Source organism: Sulfurimonas sp. HSL3-7, assembly GCF_039645985.1.
GTDB lineage: Bacteria > Campylobacterota > Campylobacteria > Campylobacterales > Sulfurimonadaceae > Sulfonitrofixus > Sulfonitrofixus jiaomeiensis.
In genome coordinates this window covers 2485125-2501902 of the sequence record NZ_CP147919.1, presented here as the reverse complement: position 1 = coordinate 2501902, position 16778 = coordinate 2485125, and the positions used below count along the sequence as shown (strand labels likewise).

The window sequence follows — 16778 nt, the reverse complement described above, 5'->3', positions numbered from 1 at the left end:
TTAGTGACGCTGTTTGCCAGCGAAAAATGCCCCGGCCATCTGCAGCGGGACGGCGGTGACATAAAAGAGGAACCGGTCGGTCAGTTCACTGGCGGTTGCGAGCAGCAGGGCGATGGCCAGAGCGGCAATGGCACCGCCGGTGTACCCGGCACTCCACATGACGCTGGCGACCATCGGCAGCAGCAGGGCACCGGCGGCAAAGAGCCAGTAACGCATCTTGGTATGCACCGGGAACTGCTCCCGGTAGAGTCTGCGGGTGCGCTCGAGCTGGTAGGCGCTCTCGGAGCTGTCTTGCAACGAGCGATGATCCTCATAGGTAAAAAAGGCCTGGGCAACGGCAATGACCAGCCCCAGGCTGATCAGCGAGAGGGCGCTGCCCGTCTCCATGACCATCGCCGCCATCGCCAGGGTAAAGACCCCGATATAGGCGGTGCCGAAGAACTTGAGATTGGTCGCGATGCGGTCCCATGACGGGCGCGCCTTGATACGGTAGATCATCGCCTGCGAATGGATACCTGCGATACCGATGAGCAGTGTAACGGCTTCAATAACCATGATCAGGACCGGCGGTACATGGGCAAGGTAGAGGCCGACATTGACCGTCATCAGCAGGGTAAAGAGCCCCAGCGCCAGCGCTTCGCGGCTGAGCCAGCTGTTTCTGATGTTTTTCATGGCACTCATCGCCTTGAAAGGGCGCCCGAGGTGCAATGCCGACAGCGGCAGTCCGAGAGCAGCAGGCAGCATCACGATCAGCGCCATAACCCAGTTGGGCCCCTGCAGTCCGAAAAGCGAGAGCAGCTGGCCTAAAAAGAGAGCGCAGAAGCCGCCGAGTGATATCTGTGTCAGGACGGTCATGAAGACCAGGGGCAGCTCGGCGTGCGAGCGCTTGAGATGGTGTTCATCCGCCTCTTTGAGGTTTTCGGGCAGCTGCTCTGGCAGAGTATAACGTGTGGTTGACTGTGTCACGCGGGCATCGACACTGAAAGGGATGTTTCCCTGTGTATCGATATCATGTTCCAGCCACGCGTTGACATTGACGGTCTCGATCTCGATGGCACCGGCCGGACAGGCCTGCACACAGGCAGGACTCTGTCCCACCGCAAGCCGTTCGTGGCACATGTGGCATTTGGTGACGATCTTGCGCTCTTCATGGTAGGTCGGAACACCGTAGGGGCAGTTCCAGGTGCAGTACTGGCAGCCTATACAGGCATCGTCATCATGAAACACGATGCCGTTGTCAAACTTGATATAACTCTCTGTAGGGCAGCCGTTGAGACAGGCGGGATCGGCACAGTGGTTGCAGCTCATCGACTGAAAGAGCTGCAGCACGTCAGGGAAGGAGCCCCCTTCCATCCCGCCGACGCGGCGCCATTTGATATCGGCCGGGTTGTTGTTCTGTTCATTACATGCGACTTCGCAGCAGCGGCAGCCGACGCACTTGGTCGCATCAAAGTGGAAACGGTACTGCTCCCCCTGGCCTAGCTCGGGCAGGTCGATCGAGTAGTTGCCGCACTGCATGCCTGTATCGGCTTTGTGGTTGATAAAACTTTCTAACGGGGTCGCTTGCATGTGTTCCTCCACGTGTACAGATTCAGATCAGGTTACCGCTGCCAGAGAACCGGCATTAGAACTTGTAATCGAGCTGGAGCCAGGCCAGTGTTTTGTTGCCGTTGTATGATGTGGCGCCGTTGATGGCGTCATCATTCATAAAGTAGGCACCCTTGACAAGCGCGTTGAGACCGTTGACCCCCGGGACGCTTCTGGTGTAGAGCAGATCGATCTCCGAACCGTATGCATCTCCGGCTTTTGAGGTCAGACCGTCCTCGACCGAATTGTACATGTGGTAGACGGCAAGCACTTTGCCCACCGGCTTGGAGGCATACCCGCCGCGCAGGTTGAAGTCGGCCAGACCTGTCGTCGGCGTCGAAAGGAACTGGTCGGCCCAGCCGTTGAACTTGTGCTTGGTCGCCAACGGCGTCTGAAACTGTGACGTGTCGGCATCGCCGAGATCCGCACCGCCAAGGTATTCATAATTGATACCGGCCAGGAAACCGGAGATATTTGCGCCGACGTCCAGGTTGGCATACATCGCATCGCCGAAGAGGCTGGTGTCGCCTGAGACCCCGTCAACCGTCTCCAGTGTCGCCTGCGTCTGCATGGCCACCTCGGCACGATAGTCAAGCTTGACAGTGTCAGTGACCGCGACATTACCCGTTGCCGCGACACCGTAGGTATCGCTGTAGCTTCCCAAAAGGTAGGCATATGCGGTCACTTTGATTGGGTCTGCTATCTTATAGGAGGCATTCACTACGGCCGAGTTCGTACGGCCCGAAGAGGTCGTCCCGACATAAGACGTGTTGACGCCGTAATCATGACCGTCATCGCCGATCGCATTGACAGCGTAGACATACGCTACAAGAAGGTTGAAATCGCCCACGCCGTACGCCACCGCCGCAAGGTCGAGTGTCTGGAAGTTCTGTTTCCAGCCGACCGAACCGACAAAACGCTGGTTATCGATGTTGACGGTTTTACGGCCGACGATTCCCGTTGCCCCGGCGGCAGAATAGGCGATATTTGCCTGGGAGATCTTTGCGACGGTGGCTTCGCCGCCGACCTGCGCATCGGAGCTCTGCTCCGTTCCGAAATCATTGACGGCATTCAGCTCCATCGTTCCGCTCAAACCGTCGATCTCCAGCAGCTTCGCCGTAAAATTCAGGTTGGTACGGTTCGTCACCTGGTTACCCGCATCTTTGGTGCTGGTCTCCGCATCGGTAAACTGGTAACGCGGACGCAGTTCGCCGCTGAACTTCACCTCACTGAAGATATTGAAACCCTCATCTGCTGCAGAGAGGGAAGATGGTGTTGCTGCCAGAAGAGTGATGGCTGCGAGTGATAGAATATGGGCTTTCATGAATGAGTCTCCTTGTTTGTAATGAATCGTATGGTCGGTATTCGTTTGACAGTATCTTCGCAAACAAAACAAGGAAAAATATGGGAAATGATACGGTGTCGGCGATTCGTATGGAACATCGGCCAAATGATCGCTGGTTAACGTATTATGTGGGCGTTTCAATACCCCTGATAGTGCAGAAGGGTAATGATTTCGAGGATCAGCATAAGGAAAAAAACCATTTTATAGAATGTTTTGGGGACCCTGTCCAGTTTGGAACTGTCTTTAGGGTAGAAAGGCCGGACATTTTCGGGTTTTTGCAGTTCGTAAAAGAGTTCGGAATAGTGCTCATAACGCTCATCCGCAGTGATGGCAACGGCACGTAGAATGACCGAATCAAGCCAGAACGGAATGTTGGCATTGTATTTGCTTGGCGGATAGGCCTGCTTGAAAACCGGGTTTTGAAACGGCTCGATCTCCCCGTAAGGGTATTTGCCGGTCAAGGCCCAGTAGATGGTGACGCCGATCGAGAAGATCTCTGTCGACTCGTTGATCGCATGCCCTGTGAAGCGCTCCGGGGCCAGATAGCTTGGTGTCCCCGCCCGGGAATTTTCCGAGAAGATGCGGACAACAGAACCGAAATCGATCATTTTGAAACGGGTGCCCATCGTATCTTTTTCACGATAGACGATGATGTTTTCGGGTTTGATGTCACCGTGTACCAACCCCAGATTTAAAAGGTGCGCTTCGACTTTATGGAGGAACTTGGCTAGAAGGATGGCACTGTCGACAGAGAGATGTTTGTCTTTGATAAACGCTTTAAGATTGGTGCCCTCTACCAGTTCCATCAGGTAGTAGCGTACAGTACGGTTCTCCGGGATCCAGGCATGTCCGAAGGCTTTATGGGTGATCTGGCCGGCATACCAGGCTTCTGTGGCAAATTTGTCAATGGCTTCGGGATCGTCCGACATGGGAAATTTGATAACCACGGTGGTGCCGTCACTGTGGCACTTGGCTTTCCAGATGCGGCCGTGGGGCATCATCGGCTCGAGCAACTCGATGTCGTCGAAACGGTCGCCTGCGGCAAGGGTTTCGGGGATAGGGAGTTCGGCATGGCGCAAAGCATAGCGGCTGTCCCGTTTTTCGATTTTGAAGATCTGCAGCGAGGCGTCGTCGCGGTGATAATCTTTGTAGTCATTGGTGATACTGTTGATGATCACTTTGGCGCCTAGACCGGAGGCCGCCTTTTCCGCCAACAGATCATCGGAGACAATATTGCTGACACCGTCGCTGCAGAGGATGATACGGTCCCCTTCACTGATAGCAGTGGTGCGGATCTTGGGTGTGACATGTTCATTCAGGCCGCAGGCCTGGGTTAAGACATGCGAAAGGTTCTCTTCATCCATGGTCTGATCGGTGCTGAGCTGCTGCAAAGGGCCGTTGTCATGTTGAAGATAGATCCTCGAGTCGCCGAGGTTCATGGTGTAGAGCGTCGGCCCCTCGACGACGGCGATGCAGAGTGTTGTCAGGTACTCGATCCGTTCGTATTGTGTCATGGACTCTTTGAAAAGCATCCGGTTGATGTGCTGGGTAAAGATGGTGATGGTTTGGGGGATGTCCCAACTTTGGGGACGGTTTTGGAACTGTTTGAGAAGGTACTTGACCGTCTGTCTGGCCGCTTCGCCGCCATGTCTGGCACCGCCGACGCCGTCGCAGAGAACAGCGACCAGCAGCGCGTCGTCGATGAGAACATAGTCACAGGCATCATCTCCCGTGATCTCTTCAGCCTTCGGCCGGATAAATTGGGATGATGTGATCTGCAACATGATCGATCCTTTTAGATTCTGGCGGCGACAGCGGCACCCCATGTTGTACGCCAGCGTGTTTTGACCAGGCTGATACCGGAGATGGCGACCAGCACGACAGCGGCAAAGATCAGGAAGCCTGCCGTGTACCCGTCAAAGGCACCTTTGGACCATCCAAGGGTCTTGATCAGTGCTGTACCGCCGAGACCGCCGGCCGCACCGATGATACCTGTCATGATACCGATATCTTTGCCAAAACGCTGTGGTACCAGCTGGAAGACCGCACCGTTGGCCATTCCCAGGTTGGCCATGATCAGGAACAAGACGATGATCGCCGCCCAGAACGGAAGCGGTACCAATGCGTTGATAACCGCAAGTATCGCTACCGTACCGTAGAAGATATAGAGTGATTTGATACCGCCCATCTTGTCGGCGATCGCACCGCCGACAGGACGAAGGACAGCACCGGCAAAGATACAGACCGCTCCAAAATAACCTGCCATGACTTTGACGTTCTCTTCAGCAAGCCAGTCCAGACCCAGAGCGCTCATCTCCGGCTGGTAGGTGTTCATCAGGTAGACTTTCATATACCCTGCGAAACCGACAAACCCGCCGAATGAGACGGCATAAAAGAGGTTGAACCACCAGGTGTCTCTGTCTTTCAGCAGTTTAGCGTAATCGGAAAGTTTTTTAGGGTTGGGTTTATAGACATCCTCCGGTGCATCTTTGGCCATGAACAGGTAGGTGACAAAGATGATGCTTGACAGGACGGCGCCGACAAGGAAGACCGAATCCCAGCCCCAGATCTCGGCGATCTTCGGTGCGAACAGAAAGTCGATAACGACACCGATATTACCGGCACCGGCAATCCCGAGAACGACCCCCTGCAGTTTCGGCGGGTACCACTGTCCCGCCTGCGGAAGGGCTACGGCAAACGAAGCACCGGCGAAACCGAGGCCGAAAGCGACGACAAGCAGCTGGCCGTAGGTGATTGCCTCAGCCTGCAGATAGGTAAAAAAGAGTGCCGCGATAACGATCCCCTGGGAGACCAGTGCCGTCTTTTTGGCGCCGAATTTGTCAACGCCGAACCCGAGCAGGATACGAAGCAGGGCTCCGGCCAGGATAGGCAGAGAGAGCAGGGTGGCTTTCTGGTCCGGCGTCATCATGAAACCGTTGACGGCCAGTGCCTCCGTGATCTCTGTTGAAAGTGGCCCGAGCATTGTCCACACCATAAACGAAAAATCGAAATAGAGAAACGCAGCCAACAGCGTCGGCCAGTGTCCCTCTCCTTTTAAAGCTTTAAGACTTGCCATGCAGTCCTCCTTGTATGAGTGAATTTTTATATCTGGCAGTATCTTCGCAATAAAAGTGAGGAAAAAAGTGGGAACCGTGTGTATAAATATTGGTCACGATTAATCAACTTTGAAATGCTATACTTCACTCATGTGGAATAGATAGCTAACAAACGGCGGATAAGCTTTCCATTGCTATAAAGGGTACAACTATGTTTGAGAAACTGCAAAACAAAACGATTCTGCTGGTTGAAGATGAGGAGGTCATACGTGAGAACATCGCCTCGATGCTGGGGTTTTTCTTTAAAAAGGTGTATACAGCGAGTGACGGTTTCGACGGGCTGGATCAATACGAAGAGCATCTTCCCGATATTGTGATGACCGATCTTAAAATGCCGAACATGGGTGGTTTTGAACTGCTCGAGGAGCTAAAGAAACGTTCCAGCCATGCCTACACCATTATTGTTTCTGCCCATACCGATAAAGAGCTGCTTATCCAGGCGATTCATGACGGTGTCGACCGCTATTTGGTCAAGCCGCTGACAGAGGATGAACTCTTTGATGCCTTTAACGCCTACCTTGAAAAGATTGACAATGAAACGCCTGACGTGGTCCAGCTCTCGGAACGCGTCACGATTAATTTCGACCGTGCCGAAGCGACTAAGGACGACCAGACAGCACACCTGAATAAAAAAGAGATGTTGCTGTTAAAACTTTTGCTGCTCGATGTCGAACGCATCTTTACCTACGAGGAGATCGAGAACCAGGTGTGGGGGAGCAAATCGATGAGTCTCGCGGCACTTCGCAGTGTCGTGCGTGACCTGCGCAAGAAGATAGGTCAGGAGTTTATCGTGAATATCTCCGGAACGGGTTACCGGATGCAGTAAGGGGCTGTAAAGGCTATTCGCCAGTTACAGGGTGCAAGGCAAGTTTGATCGTAAAGACGGCACCGACATCGGAGTTTGAAACGCTGAGTGTACCTTCCATATTCTTCTCAATAATGATCTTTGACATGTATAGTCCCATCCCTGTTCCCCGAGCTTTGAACTTGGTGGTGAAGTAGGGATCAAAGATCTTCTGTATGATCTCTTTGGAGATACCGCCACCGTTGTCTTTGATCTCACAGTAGACATTAGTCAGATCTTTTTCCAAAAAGATATCGATGCGCGGCTTTTCGACCTTTCGTTCAAACATGACATCCCTGGCATTGGAGATGATGTTGAGAATGACTTGTGAAAACTCGTTGGGGTAGCCGTAACTCGTGATACCCTCTGCACGGTGGATCTCCATCTTGATGTTTTTGGACTCCAGGTTGTCTTTGAGGATCTTATACGCCTTTTCACAGGCGGTAAAGAGGTCGAAAGGCTCCTTCTCTTTATCCGGTTTGAAGAAGTTTCTGAAATCCTCGATGGTCTGGGACATGTATTTGAGCTGTTCGTTTGCCTCCCGCATCCTCTCATCGAGAAACTTCGTGTCCATTCCCTGGTGGATAGCTGTCCATTTGATATTCATCATGATCGCACTGACGGCACTGATGGGCTGACGCCACTGGTGGGCGATATTGCCGATCATCTCGCCAAGTGCGGCGAGTTTGGATTGCTGGACCATGAGCTCTTCCTGTTCACGGTTTTTAGCGACGGAGGCTTGAACCTTTTGTTCGAGGGTCAGGTTTGCCTCTTCGAGCTGGCGGTAGCTCTGTTCCAGCCGTTTAGCAGAGGTACGGAAAACGAAGAACCATGAAAAGGTGATTACAAGCAGAAAACTGATGGTCTCACCCAGTTTGATCCACTGCTGGCTGTGGAGATTGGCTTCGTACTGCTCCTGGTGCAGGACGACGGCGCTGTCAAGATCACGCAGAAGCTGTTTTGAGATCAGCTTGATCGCATTGAAACGCTCCTGCCCCGGATGCAGAATAAAGGCTTTGTGTTGGGTGATATAGTTTTCGACTTCGTCGTTGAGAGCCGGCGTATGTTCGTAGTAGTTCCGCTCTTTGGTGCTGAGGTCCATCGCATTGATTTGGGCGTTGTCGCTCTCCATCAGTTGGATGTAGCGCTGATAGCGCTCTTTGTTAGCAGCCGAGGGGTCGTGCAGGTAGTCGGAAGATTCGATTACAAGACGTTGCGACAGCATACGCTGTTTCCCGGCGATATTGATCAGTTCCCCGAAATATTGGTTACTGAAATAGAGGCGTTCAAAGGTCAGCAGACTGACGATCATCATGATCAGCAGTTGTATGAGTACAGGGATATAACGGTAAATCTCTTTTTTTTCTTCTGTTTTCATAAGCGCTTTGTCGGTGTCAGATGTGACTTCTTGGATTGATTCTGTCATGATAACATACTCATACCGCTCTTCTGACAGTGTACCGGAGTACTTTTATGTTATTAATAAATATGGGAGAATCGAAGATGCGGTTGTTTTCCAGGTATACAAGAGGTTGGCAGGAGATACAAATAAACGATCCTGTATGATTAGGGATCCGGAGGTCATATGGGATTCGATTCAGATAAACACCACTTGGTTAAAAGTGACGATGGCAGTTTCACCGCCTACAGTAGCGAATTTGACGAGCACTACCACTCCACACGCGACGGGGCGCTGCATGAATCGCTATACAAGCATGTTATCCCGGCATTTGAACACCACAAAGAGAAAGATGAGGTGACCATCCTCGACATCTGTTTCGGTTTGGGATTCAATACCCTTGCTACGCTCCATTATATGCGTAAAAACAGTATTCGCAAAAAAGTGCGCATCTTTTCACCGGAGTTTGATGCCGAGCTGATCGCATCGCTGCGGTCGTTTACCTACCCGGAGATTTTCAGACCTTTTCTACCGATCATCGAAGCGCTCAGTACAAAAAACGTTTATGAGGACGAACAGCTCTATATCGAACTCTATATCGGTGATGCAAGAGAGTTCCTGCGAACGACGACAGAACGGTTTGACATCGTCTATCAGGACGCTTTCAGCCCCGCCGTAAACCCCGTTCTCTGGACAAAAGAGTATTTTAGCGATATCGCCCGTCTGATCAAGGAAGACGGCATTCTTACCACCTATTCGATGGCATTGAAAACACGGTTGGCACTCTATGAGAACGGGTTCAATATCTATATCAACAGAGGGGAGGGGTATCGCGACGCCACCCTCGCATCAAAGACAGAGCTGAGCGGTTATGAAGCAGTGGACATGGCGCACAAGATCGCCTGCAACCCCGATGTCGAACCGCTTCATGATCATGAGATTTTGTCTAAAAGCTGAAAGAGCGGTATCCGCACTTTTTATCAGTAGAGCGCACTCATCCGATTGACGGTATTCCAGTCAAGTGAACTTTTCTTATGCTGCAGAATATGGTCAATATAGCGGGCGAACATATCGGTCTCTATATTGACACGAGTCCCTTTCTGATAGCTTCCGAAAAGGGTCTCTTTCATGGTGATGGGGATGATGGTGAGGCGAAAAGAGCTTTCAAAGACCTCGTTGACTGTCAGGCTGACACCGTCAATGGTGATGGAGCCTTTGGGCACGATATAGGCAATGAACTTCGGATCGATCTCGACGAAAACATCGTAGCTGTTGCCGTTGTTCTTGATCTGGGTGATGGTGCCGACGGTATCGACATGCCCCTGGACGATATGGCCTTCGAAGCGGTCTCCCATCATCATCGCCGGTTCTATATGCACCTTCCCTTTCAGGTTTTCCAGTGCGACGGTACCCTGGGTTTCAGGAGAGAGCTCAACGCTGAAGCCGTCGTTTGAGATTGCCGTGACACTGAGACAGACGCCGTTGATGGCGATGGAGTCCCCCATTTTGGGACGATAAGAGGCTTGCAGGGTCAATGTATTGTTGGCAAAACTTTTGACAGTCGCCATTTCGCGGATCAGGCCAGTAAACATCTAGTGGACCTCTGCGTGTGTGTTCTGGAAAGAGGCGAAGAAAAAATCGTTCATTATAGGACTCTCTTTGTTTGATAAAGCAATTATAGCAGAGACCTTGCCCGAGATCGGCTTCCGGATCAGAAAACGATCTTGCCGTCGGCCTGGAGGCCGGCAATGATCTGTTTGGCTTTCGTGTGCCCTTTGTAGGCGGCTTTACGGCAGAGATCGAGCGCTTTGTCATGATCCTCTTCGACACCGAGCCCCTGATCGTAGAGAAGACCAAGGTTGTAAAGTGCCTCCGGGAGCTCCTTCTCTGCCGCGCGGGAGAAACAGATATAGGCGCGTTGATAGTCCTGATGGACGCCGTGCCCCTCCTTGTAGAGCGCGCCAAGATTGTTAAAGGCCTCCACATGGCCGCGTTTTGCCGCCTCTTCGTACCAGAAAGCCGCTTCTGAATAGTTCTGTATACATCCAAGCCCGCGTTCAAGCATCAGCGCGACTTCATACATCGCCGGCGGCACTTCGCGTTCCGCTGCTTCGAGATAGAGTTCAAAGGCCTTGAACTGATCATGCATTACCCCGCCGGTGCCGTTGCTGTAGAGCAGGGCCAGGTTAAAGAGGGCATAGGGCTGTTTTTGCTCGGCCGCCTGGGTGTAAAGAGCGAGGGCCTTGGCATCATCTTTTTCAGTACCCAATGCATTTTGGTACATAAAGGCTAAAGAGGTCATGGCTGTTGCGTCGCCGTTCTCTGACAAAGCTTCATAGAGTTTTAAAGCTTTTTTGTAATCTTGACTGTTGTAGGCATCGTGTGCTTGCTGGATCATTGATATGCTCGATTTTTTATTAATTGACGGAATTTTAGTGCCTTTGGGGTTAAGAGGGACTAAATGCTAAAAAGGGGTAAAAGGTTTTAGCCTGCGTAAAGCTTTATTGCTTGGCAGCGAAAGGTAGATTGGCAGGATAGTTTTCGCTTTAAACTATCTGCGCACTTTTCGGTCACCGCGGTTTTTCTGTTTGAGACGGGTGATGACATCTTTAAGACGCTCTTTTTCGCTGAGAAGTTCTTCCCGAATAAGGTGTTCATCACCGCCATCGACTTGGGGATCGTAATACATTACCTCGGGCACATAGTTTTGAAGCAGCTCTTCGATGTTTCTTCCTCCCGCTGCTTTCTCCGCCTCTTCTTTCGTTTTGAGACGGATAAGGTCATCGCGCAGCCGCTCTTCTTCACTGAGATGACTGGTAGGTGTGATAGCCGTTTTCCCGCTTTCTGTGGCGGGGTCATAGGTCATGATCTCCGGGACATAATCTTTAAACAGCTCTTTGGCACTTTTTTTCTCAGCCATATCAAACCTCCAGAAGCGTAATTCAATCCTAATTGTAGAGTGCTCTCACTTATATATTTTATAAATCTTGCGTTAGATCAAATCTTTTTACATAATAAAAGCGTAAAGTACTGTTTATGAATCTAGTTTTGTTTATCCATATCTTGTCAGCCACCGCCTGGATCGGCGGCGCACTGCTGCTGTTTGCGTTGGGAATCTTCCTTCGGGACAAGCAGGCGCAATCAAATGTTTATGATCACCTGGGTCCGATCTACGGCTATTTTGAGAGTTTTTGGCTTGTTACGCTTTTGACTACAGGCAGCTATATGTTCATTCATCACGGTATCGGAGAGGTGCTGCTCTATGCACCGGGTTCCCAACTGGGACAAAACATGCTTCATAAACTTTATGCCGTCGGACTGATCGCGCTTTTTACCGTTGTGCATATGGTGATTGCTTTTAAAGTACATAAATCAACGCGGACCACCTTTCAAAATATCCTTATGCGCGGCAGTTCGCTGCTGATTTTCATTTTGAACATTGTGATTCTCTGGTATGCGATCAGGATTAGGTCGTTGTTATAAGCAAATATGGAAAAGCTGGGCCTGTTTAGCAGTGAGAACGTATTTTTACTTGGCAAGAGAATGGCAGATCTCAAGAGGGCCATGTACTTTGCCTGGTAGAAGAGACCCGGTAAGGGGCCTGATTGACTTACTTTTTGATCTCCAGTAGTTCGATATCAAAAATAAGTGTTGAGTTCGGTGCGATTGTCTGTCCGGCACCGCGTTCACCATAGGCAAGTTCAGCAGGGATGAACAGCTGCCATTTTGCGCCGACTTTCATATGCTGCAGCGCTTCTGTCCAACCTGCGATCACGCCATTGACCGGAAAGGTCGCTGGCTCACCGCGTTGCACCGAGCTGTCAAAGACCTGACCGTTGATCAATGTACCGGTATAGTGGGTTACGACGGTGTCGGTAGCTGTCGGTGTCGCACCTGTTCCTGCCTGAACCACTTTGTATTGAAGACCGCTAGGCAGGGTGACGACACCTTCTTTGGTTTTGTTCTCAGCCAGGAACTTCTCCCCTTCGGCTTTGTTCTTTTCGGCCAATTCCATCATCTCTTTTTGTGCTTTTTCCTGAACCTTTTTCTGGAAAGCCATCTTTGCCTCTTGCATCTGCTGATCCGTCAGTTTAAGTTCTGTGCCGTTCATGGCATCGGTGAGACCTGCAACAAGGGCTTTGCTGTCAATATCCTCTTTAGTCATCGCAAGCTGCGCACCGATCTGTGCACCGATGGCATAACCGACCTTCTGCTCTTGTGTCGTAAGCGCAGGTGCAGCTGTTTCAGCTTTTTTTTCTTCGTTACAGCCGGCCATAGTGATACCGACTAAAGCGATTGCAAGTGTGGAGAGATAGATTTTTTTCATGGAGTTCTTCTTTCGTTTAGATTTTAATGCTGAGAAATATAACGAAAGATAATTAATAAAAGTAAATGAGAGCCGATTGGCTCTCGAGTGTGATTATTCTGAGATATACGAGCAGCAGTAGTCTGTCGGTGTTTTGATGACCAGGTCAAACGAACTCTTGGCAGGAACTTCAAAGGTGCAGGGTGCTTTCATCGCTTTGAAACTCTCTTCGCCGGGCAGTTTCAGGTCGAACTCGCCGGCCATGATCTCCATCACCTCATATTCGTCCGTACCGAATGTGTACTCACCCGGCATCATAAAGCCCAGCGTCTTGCGGCTGCCGTCGTCAAACTTGACGGTACGGCTAGAGACCTTGCCGTCAAAATAGACATTGGCCTCTTTGACGATGGTTACATTATTAAATTCACTCATAATTTTCCTTCTTTAGAGTTGGTTTGGAATTTTAGCACTATTTGTGTTGTTTGCTTATTTTTTCAGAGGTTTGATCAGCTGTTTGATCTCTTTGGGCAGATGGGCGAAGGCGACGGTGTGTGTCCCTTTTGCCCCTTCATCGAGACACTTCAGCTCTACCTCTTGCAGGTTGGGATTAAAACGCATCAGTTTCTCCTGGCGTTTTTCCAGCTCGAAGATGATGTCGTCCGAACTGTAGTCGATGCTCTTTTTCTTTTTTGCCATCGTCTCGTCCTACTTTCTATAGATGCCGGTCTCGTTGACCTCGATCTTGCCCGCATCGATAAGGGTGGTCAGGGCACGCTTATAGTTTTTCTTGCTCAGTCCGAACACTTCGGTGATGAGGTCTGCGTCGCTTTTGTAGTTGTAGGGGAGCGAACCGTTGTTCTCTTCCAAAAGCTGCATGATCTTCTCGGTAGCAATGTCTGTTTTGGCCGCTGTTCCGATAGGCTGCAGAGAGATGTCCATATTACCGTCTTTGCGAACAAGTTTAACAAAACCTTTTTTGGTGTCACCGACAGCGATATCCTCAAAGATCTCATTGGTAAAGAGCATCCCGGAGTATTTGTCGTCTACGATGACTTTGAAACCCAGCGGTGTTTTGGCAATGACCAGAAGTTTGACAGGTCGGTTTTTATAGTATCCGTCTTCAACCTCATGGGAGAGAAACTGCTTGATCTTCTCGACACCAAGAAGCCGATCGCTCTGCTCGTCTCTGACAACACGCAGTATGCGTTTGTCTCCTACTCTAAAAGGTGTCTTTTGCCGGTTTCTTGGGACAAAAAGATCTTTGGGCAGGCCCCAGTCGACAAAGGCGCCGAAATCGGCAACGTCGACGACCTCGAAAAAGCCGAATTCGTCAACCATCGCCTTCGGCGCATCTGTCGTAGCCACAAGACGGTCTTCACTGTCGGTATAGACAAAGACCTGGATCTCCTGGTCGACTGCCATACTCTCTGTGACATATTGTCCGGGAAGAAGCAAGTCCTCTTCGTTTTGCGCCATTAGATAGGCCCCTGGTTCTGTAAATCGGTCGATTCTCAGGGTATTTAACTTCCCTAGTTCTATTTTTTCATTAATCATAAGAAGAATTATAGCGGATAATTTGATGGCGGAGAGGTGAAGGACTCTTGAAAGTCTGTTAAGGGAGAATGTCTTAGGAAACAATCACATCAGAGTATTGCATTGGACTTTCGCAAGGATAAATGGGGAGGGACAAGCTGGTTGAATATTTCTATGATCTAAAAATACATATGCCCTAATTGTTCTATAAAGTTTAAACAAGCTATAATTTATGTAATTAAAAATAACAGGAAATAATATGTATAAATATAGAAGTTTTATATCGACTGTGCTTTTACTTGTATTGATCTTCATAAGCGGATGCAGTCAGAGTAATGGATATTCAACGAGTGAACAGCGTTCCACAGCAGATATTGAGCCCTTTGAAAAACATGATAATAACACAACTACTGACGTGTCGCTAATCATTAACGGTCACGTACTGCCGTCTGAGCCAGATCCTACAATTAATAATTCCACACTGCTCGGCATTGACGCAAATACCAATGGTGTTAGAGATGATGTTGAGATCTGGATCTTCGAAACGTATGAACATCCCATTGTTCAAGCTTTGGCTATGCAAAATGCCAGAGCATTTCAGATAATTTTGGCGAATCCTTCTAAAGCTAAGAGACTGTAAAGTATATGCATGATCAAACAGATTGTCAATCGTATTACAAATATCAAGATACTCAACATCGCATATTTAAAGAGGAAGATTTGTATGAAGAGTCAAGACCACATATCTTAAATACCAGAGAACGTTCCCGTGCTTATTATGAATATAATCAAGCGCTAAGTGGAGGTGCTTATTCTAGCAGAGATAGAAGTACACATAAAAACAGATGTGACTTTAATGAAACAAAGGTACTTCGAGGTGAGTGGTGAGTAGCTCAATAGTGAGACTTTAAAGATTAAATAGAGCTAAAACCATTAGTAAGTAATATCTTTAATAAAGCTTTTAAGTCTTTTTTTGTAATATACGCGTCCACTTTGCCGTTTTAAACAAAATGGTTGAGTATTTGTACCTATATATAATATATATCAGATACAAGTATTGGCAGGGTGAAACCGCGCTGCCTAAAACGGTAGAAGTGATTAAAATTAAAGGGCTTACAATGAAAGTACGCGCTTCAGTAAAGAAGATGTGTGACGATTGTAAAATCGTTAAACGCAAAGGGATTGTCAGAGTGATCTGCAAGAATCCAAAACATAAACAGAGACAAGGATAAGCATGGCACGTATTGCTGGTGTGGACTTACCTAAGAAAAAACGTGTAGAGTATGGTCTGACATACATCTATGGTGTTGGTCTTCATGCTTCTCGTCAAATTCTTGACGCAACAGGCATTGACTATAACAAACGTGTTCATGAGCTAAACGAAGCTGATGTAGCAGCAATTACTGCAGAGATCCGTGAAAACCACATGGTTGAGGGTGATCTTCGCAAAAAAGTTGCAATGGACATTAAAGCATTGATGGACCTTGGTTCTTACCGTGGTCTACGTCACCGTCGTGGTCTTCCATGTCGCGGTCAAAAAACTAAGACAAACGCGCGTACTCGTAAGGGTAAACGCAAAACTGTCGGCGCAGCGTAAGGAGCTATTGAATGGCAAAAAGAAAAGCAACGCGTAAAAAAGTAGTTAAAAAGAATATTGCACGCGGTATCGTTCATATCGCTGCATCATTCAACAACACTCTTGTAACTATTACGGATGAGATGGGCAACATGGTAGCATGGAGTTCAGCTGGTCACCTTGGTTTCAAAGGTTCTAAAAAATCTACTCCGTTTGCAGCGCAGGCAGCAGTAGAAGATGCTGTTGAAAAAGCAAAAGTTCATGGCATTAAAGAGCTTGGTATTAAAGTTCAAGGTCCTGGTTCAGGTCGTGAAACAGCAGTTAAAGCTGTAGGTGCTATCGAAGGTATCCGTGTTACATTTATGAAAGATGTTACACCACTACCACACAACGGTTGTCGCGCGCCTAAGCGTCGTAGAGTTTAAGGAGATTACTGATGGCAAGATATAGAGGTCCAGTAGAAAAAATCGAAAGAAGATTCGGTGTAAGCCTTAACCTTAAAGGTGAGCGTCGCCTTGCAGGTAAGTCTGCTTTAGAAAAACGTCCTTACGGCCCAGGTCAACATGGCCAACGTCGTAAAAAAGTTTCAGAGTACGGTCTGCAACTAAATGAAAAACAAAAAGCAAAATTCATGTACGGTGTTTCTGAGAAACAGATGCGTGCACTCTTTGCTGAAGCTAAACGTCGCGCAGGGAATACAGGTACAAACCTTGTTGTTCTTCTTGAGCAGCGTCTTGACAACGTTGTTTACAGAATGGGATTTGCATCGACTCGTCGTTTTGCACGTCAATTCGTAAACCACGGTCATGTGCTTGTAGACGGTAAACGTGTCGATATCGCATCTTACCGTGTAAAACCGGGTCAAAAAGTAGAGATCCGTGAGAAAAGCAAACAAAATAACCAAGTACAACGTGCTATCGAGTTGAGCAACCAAACTGGTATCTCTCCATGGGTTGACATCGATGCAGAGAAAGTATTTGGTATCTTTACACGTCTTCCGGAGCGTGAAGAGATCGTTATCCCTGTTGAAGAACGTTTAATCGTTGAGCTTTACTCGAAATAATTTATAAAA

General features: G+C 49.0%; 20 protein-coding genes. 8 read left to right on the top strand and 12 right to left on the bottom strand.

Annotation, left to right across the window (positions count from 1 at the left end):
- The 4 genes from WCY20_RS12335 to WCY20_RS12320 form a co-directional block, all read right to left on the bottom strand.
- Complete coding sequence (locus tag WCY20_RS12335) at positions 1-1569, bottom strand: DmsC/YnfH family molybdoenzyme membrane anchor subunit (protein ID WP_345975527.1); 1569 nt, start codon at positions 1567-1569, stop codon at positions 1-3.
- A gap of 55 nt (positions 1570-1624) precedes the next feature.
- Entirely contained in the window at positions 1625-2911 is a 1287-nt protein-coding gene (locus WCY20_RS12330; protein WP_345975525.1) for a hypothetical protein, read from the bottom strand.
- Positions 2912-3069: 158 nt separating this feature from the next.
- Positions 3070-4716, bottom strand: coding sequence for a bifunctional protein-serine/threonine kinase/phosphatase (locus WCY20_RS12325; protein WP_345975523.1), 1647 nt, complete (start codon positions 4714-4716; stop codon positions 3070-3072).
- Between the two features lie 11 nt (positions 4717-4727).
- Complete coding sequence (locus WCY20_RS12320) at positions 4728-6008, bottom strand: MFS transporter (protein ID WP_345975521.1); 1281 nt, start codon at positions 6006-6008, stop codon at positions 4728-4730.
- 191 nt (positions 6009-6199) lie between these two features.
- Between WCY20_RS12320 and WCY20_RS12315 the strand changes: the two genes are divergently transcribed.
- Positions 6200-6874, top strand: coding sequence for a response regulator (locus WCY20_RS12315; RefSeq protein WP_345975519.1), 675 nt, complete (start codon positions 6200-6202; stop codon positions 6872-6874).
- A 13-nt stretch (positions 6875-6887) separates the two neighbouring features.
- Here WCY20_RS12315 and WCY20_RS12310 read toward each other — a convergent pair whose 3' ends face one another.
- Positions 6888-8270 carry an ATP-binding protein gene (locus tag WCY20_RS12310; protein WP_345975518.1) on the bottom strand — a complete coding sequence of 461 codons (1383 nt, stop codon included), beginning with the start codon at positions 8268-8270 and terminating at the stop codon, positions 6888-6890.
- A gap of 207 nt (positions 8271-8477) precedes the next feature.
- Here WCY20_RS12310 and WCY20_RS12305 point away from each other — a divergent pair, with 207 nt between their 5' ends.
- Positions 8478-9248: an MnmC family methyltransferase gene (locus WCY20_RS12305; RefSeq protein WP_345975516.1), complete on the top strand. Its 771-nt coding sequence runs from the start codon at positions 8478-8480 to the stop codon at positions 9246-9248.
- Between the two features lie 23 nt (positions 9249-9271).
- On the opposite strand, the gene ribE is transcribed toward WCY20_RS12305, so the two are convergent.
- The 3 genes from ribE to WCY20_RS12290 form a co-directional block, all read right to left on the bottom strand.
- The gene (gene ribE / locus WCY20_RS12300; RefSeq protein ID WP_345975514.1) at positions 9272-9883 is read right to left on the bottom strand and encodes a riboflavin synthase; all 612 of its coding nucleotides are present in this window, start codon (positions 9881-9883) and stop codon (positions 9272-9274) included.
- Between the two features lie 119 nt (positions 9884-10002).
- On the bottom strand, positions 10003-10689 hold the full coding sequence (locus WCY20_RS12295; protein ID WP_345975512.1) for a tetratricopeptide repeat protein: 687 nt from the start codon (positions 10687-10689) through the stop codon (positions 10003-10005).
- Positions 10690-10842: 153 nt separating this feature from the next.
- Positions 10843-11211 (bottom strand): hypothetical protein, encoded by a 369-nt coding sequence (locus WCY20_RS12290; protein WP_345975511.1) that lies wholly within the window; start codon positions 11209-11211, stop codon positions 10843-10845.
- A gap of 116 nt (positions 11212-11327) precedes the next feature.
- Between WCY20_RS12290 and WCY20_RS12285 the strand changes: the two genes are divergently transcribed.
- Positions 11328-11774: a hypothetical protein gene (locus tag WCY20_RS12285; RefSeq protein WP_345975509.1), complete on the top strand. Its 447-nt coding sequence runs from the start codon at positions 11328-11330 to the stop codon at positions 11772-11774.
- Between the two features lie 127 nt (positions 11775-11901).
- Here the strand turns inward: WCY20_RS12285 and WCY20_RS12280 are convergent, their stop codons facing one another.
- The 4 genes from WCY20_RS12280 to WCY20_RS12265 all read right to left on the bottom strand — a co-directional run bounded on the left by WCY20_RS12280 (position 11902) and on the right by WCY20_RS12265 (position 14151).
- Positions 11902-12567: an FKBP-type peptidyl-prolyl cis-trans isomerase gene (locus WCY20_RS12280; RefSeq protein ID WP_345978270.1), complete on the bottom strand. Its 666-nt coding sequence runs from the start codon at positions 12565-12567 to the stop codon at positions 11902-11904.
- Positions 12568-12711: 144 nt separating this feature from the next.
- Positions 12712-13029, bottom strand: a complete 318-nt coding sequence (locus WCY20_RS12275; RefSeq protein ID WP_345975507.1) for a pyrimidine/purine nucleoside phosphorylase — start codon at positions 13027-13029, stop codon at positions 12712-12714.
- A 54-nt stretch (positions 13030-13083) separates the two neighbouring features.
- Complete coding sequence (locus WCY20_RS12270; RefSeq protein ID WP_345975506.1) at positions 13084-13293, bottom strand: hypothetical protein; 210 nt, start codon at positions 13291-13293, stop codon at positions 13084-13086.
- Positions 13294-13302: 9 nt separating this feature from the next.
- Positions 13303-14151, bottom strand: coding sequence for a S1-like domain-containing RNA-binding protein (locus tag WCY20_RS12265; protein WP_345975505.1), 849 nt, complete (start codon positions 14149-14151; stop codon positions 13303-13305).
- Between the two features lie 238 nt (positions 14152-14389).
- Between WCY20_RS12265 and WCY20_RS12260 the strand changes: the two genes are divergently transcribed.
- From WCY20_RS12260 to rpsD, 5 genes are all read left to right on the top strand, one after another.
- Complete coding sequence (locus tag WCY20_RS12260) at positions 14390-14770, top strand: hypothetical protein (RefSeq protein WP_345975503.1); 381 nt, start codon at positions 14390-14392, stop codon at positions 14768-14770.
- 478 nt (positions 14771-15248) lie between these two features.
- Positions 15249-15362, top strand: a complete 114-nt coding sequence (gene rpmJ / locus WCY20_RS12255) for a 50S ribosomal protein L36 (protein ID WP_345975502.1) — start codon at positions 15249-15251, stop codon at positions 15360-15362.
- 2 nt (positions 15363-15364) lie between these two features.
- Positions 15365-15727 carry a 30S ribosomal protein S13 gene (gene rpsM, locus WCY20_RS12250; RefSeq protein ID WP_345975500.1) on the top strand — a complete coding sequence of 121 codons (363 nt, stop codon included), beginning with the start codon at positions 15365-15367 and terminating at the stop codon, positions 15725-15727.
- A gap of 11 nt (positions 15728-15738) precedes the next feature.
- Positions 15739-16131, top strand: coding sequence for a 30S ribosomal protein S11 (gene rpsK / locus WCY20_RS12245; protein WP_345975498.1), 393 nt, complete (start codon positions 15739-15741; stop codon positions 16129-16131).
- A gap of 11 nt (positions 16132-16142) precedes the next feature.
- Positions 16143-16769 carry a 30S ribosomal protein S4 gene (gene rpsD / locus WCY20_RS12240; RefSeq protein WP_345975496.1) on the top strand — a complete coding sequence of 209 codons (627 nt, stop codon included), beginning with the start codon at positions 16143-16145 and terminating at the stop codon, positions 16767-16769.
- Positions 16770-16778: the final 9 nt, after the last annotated feature.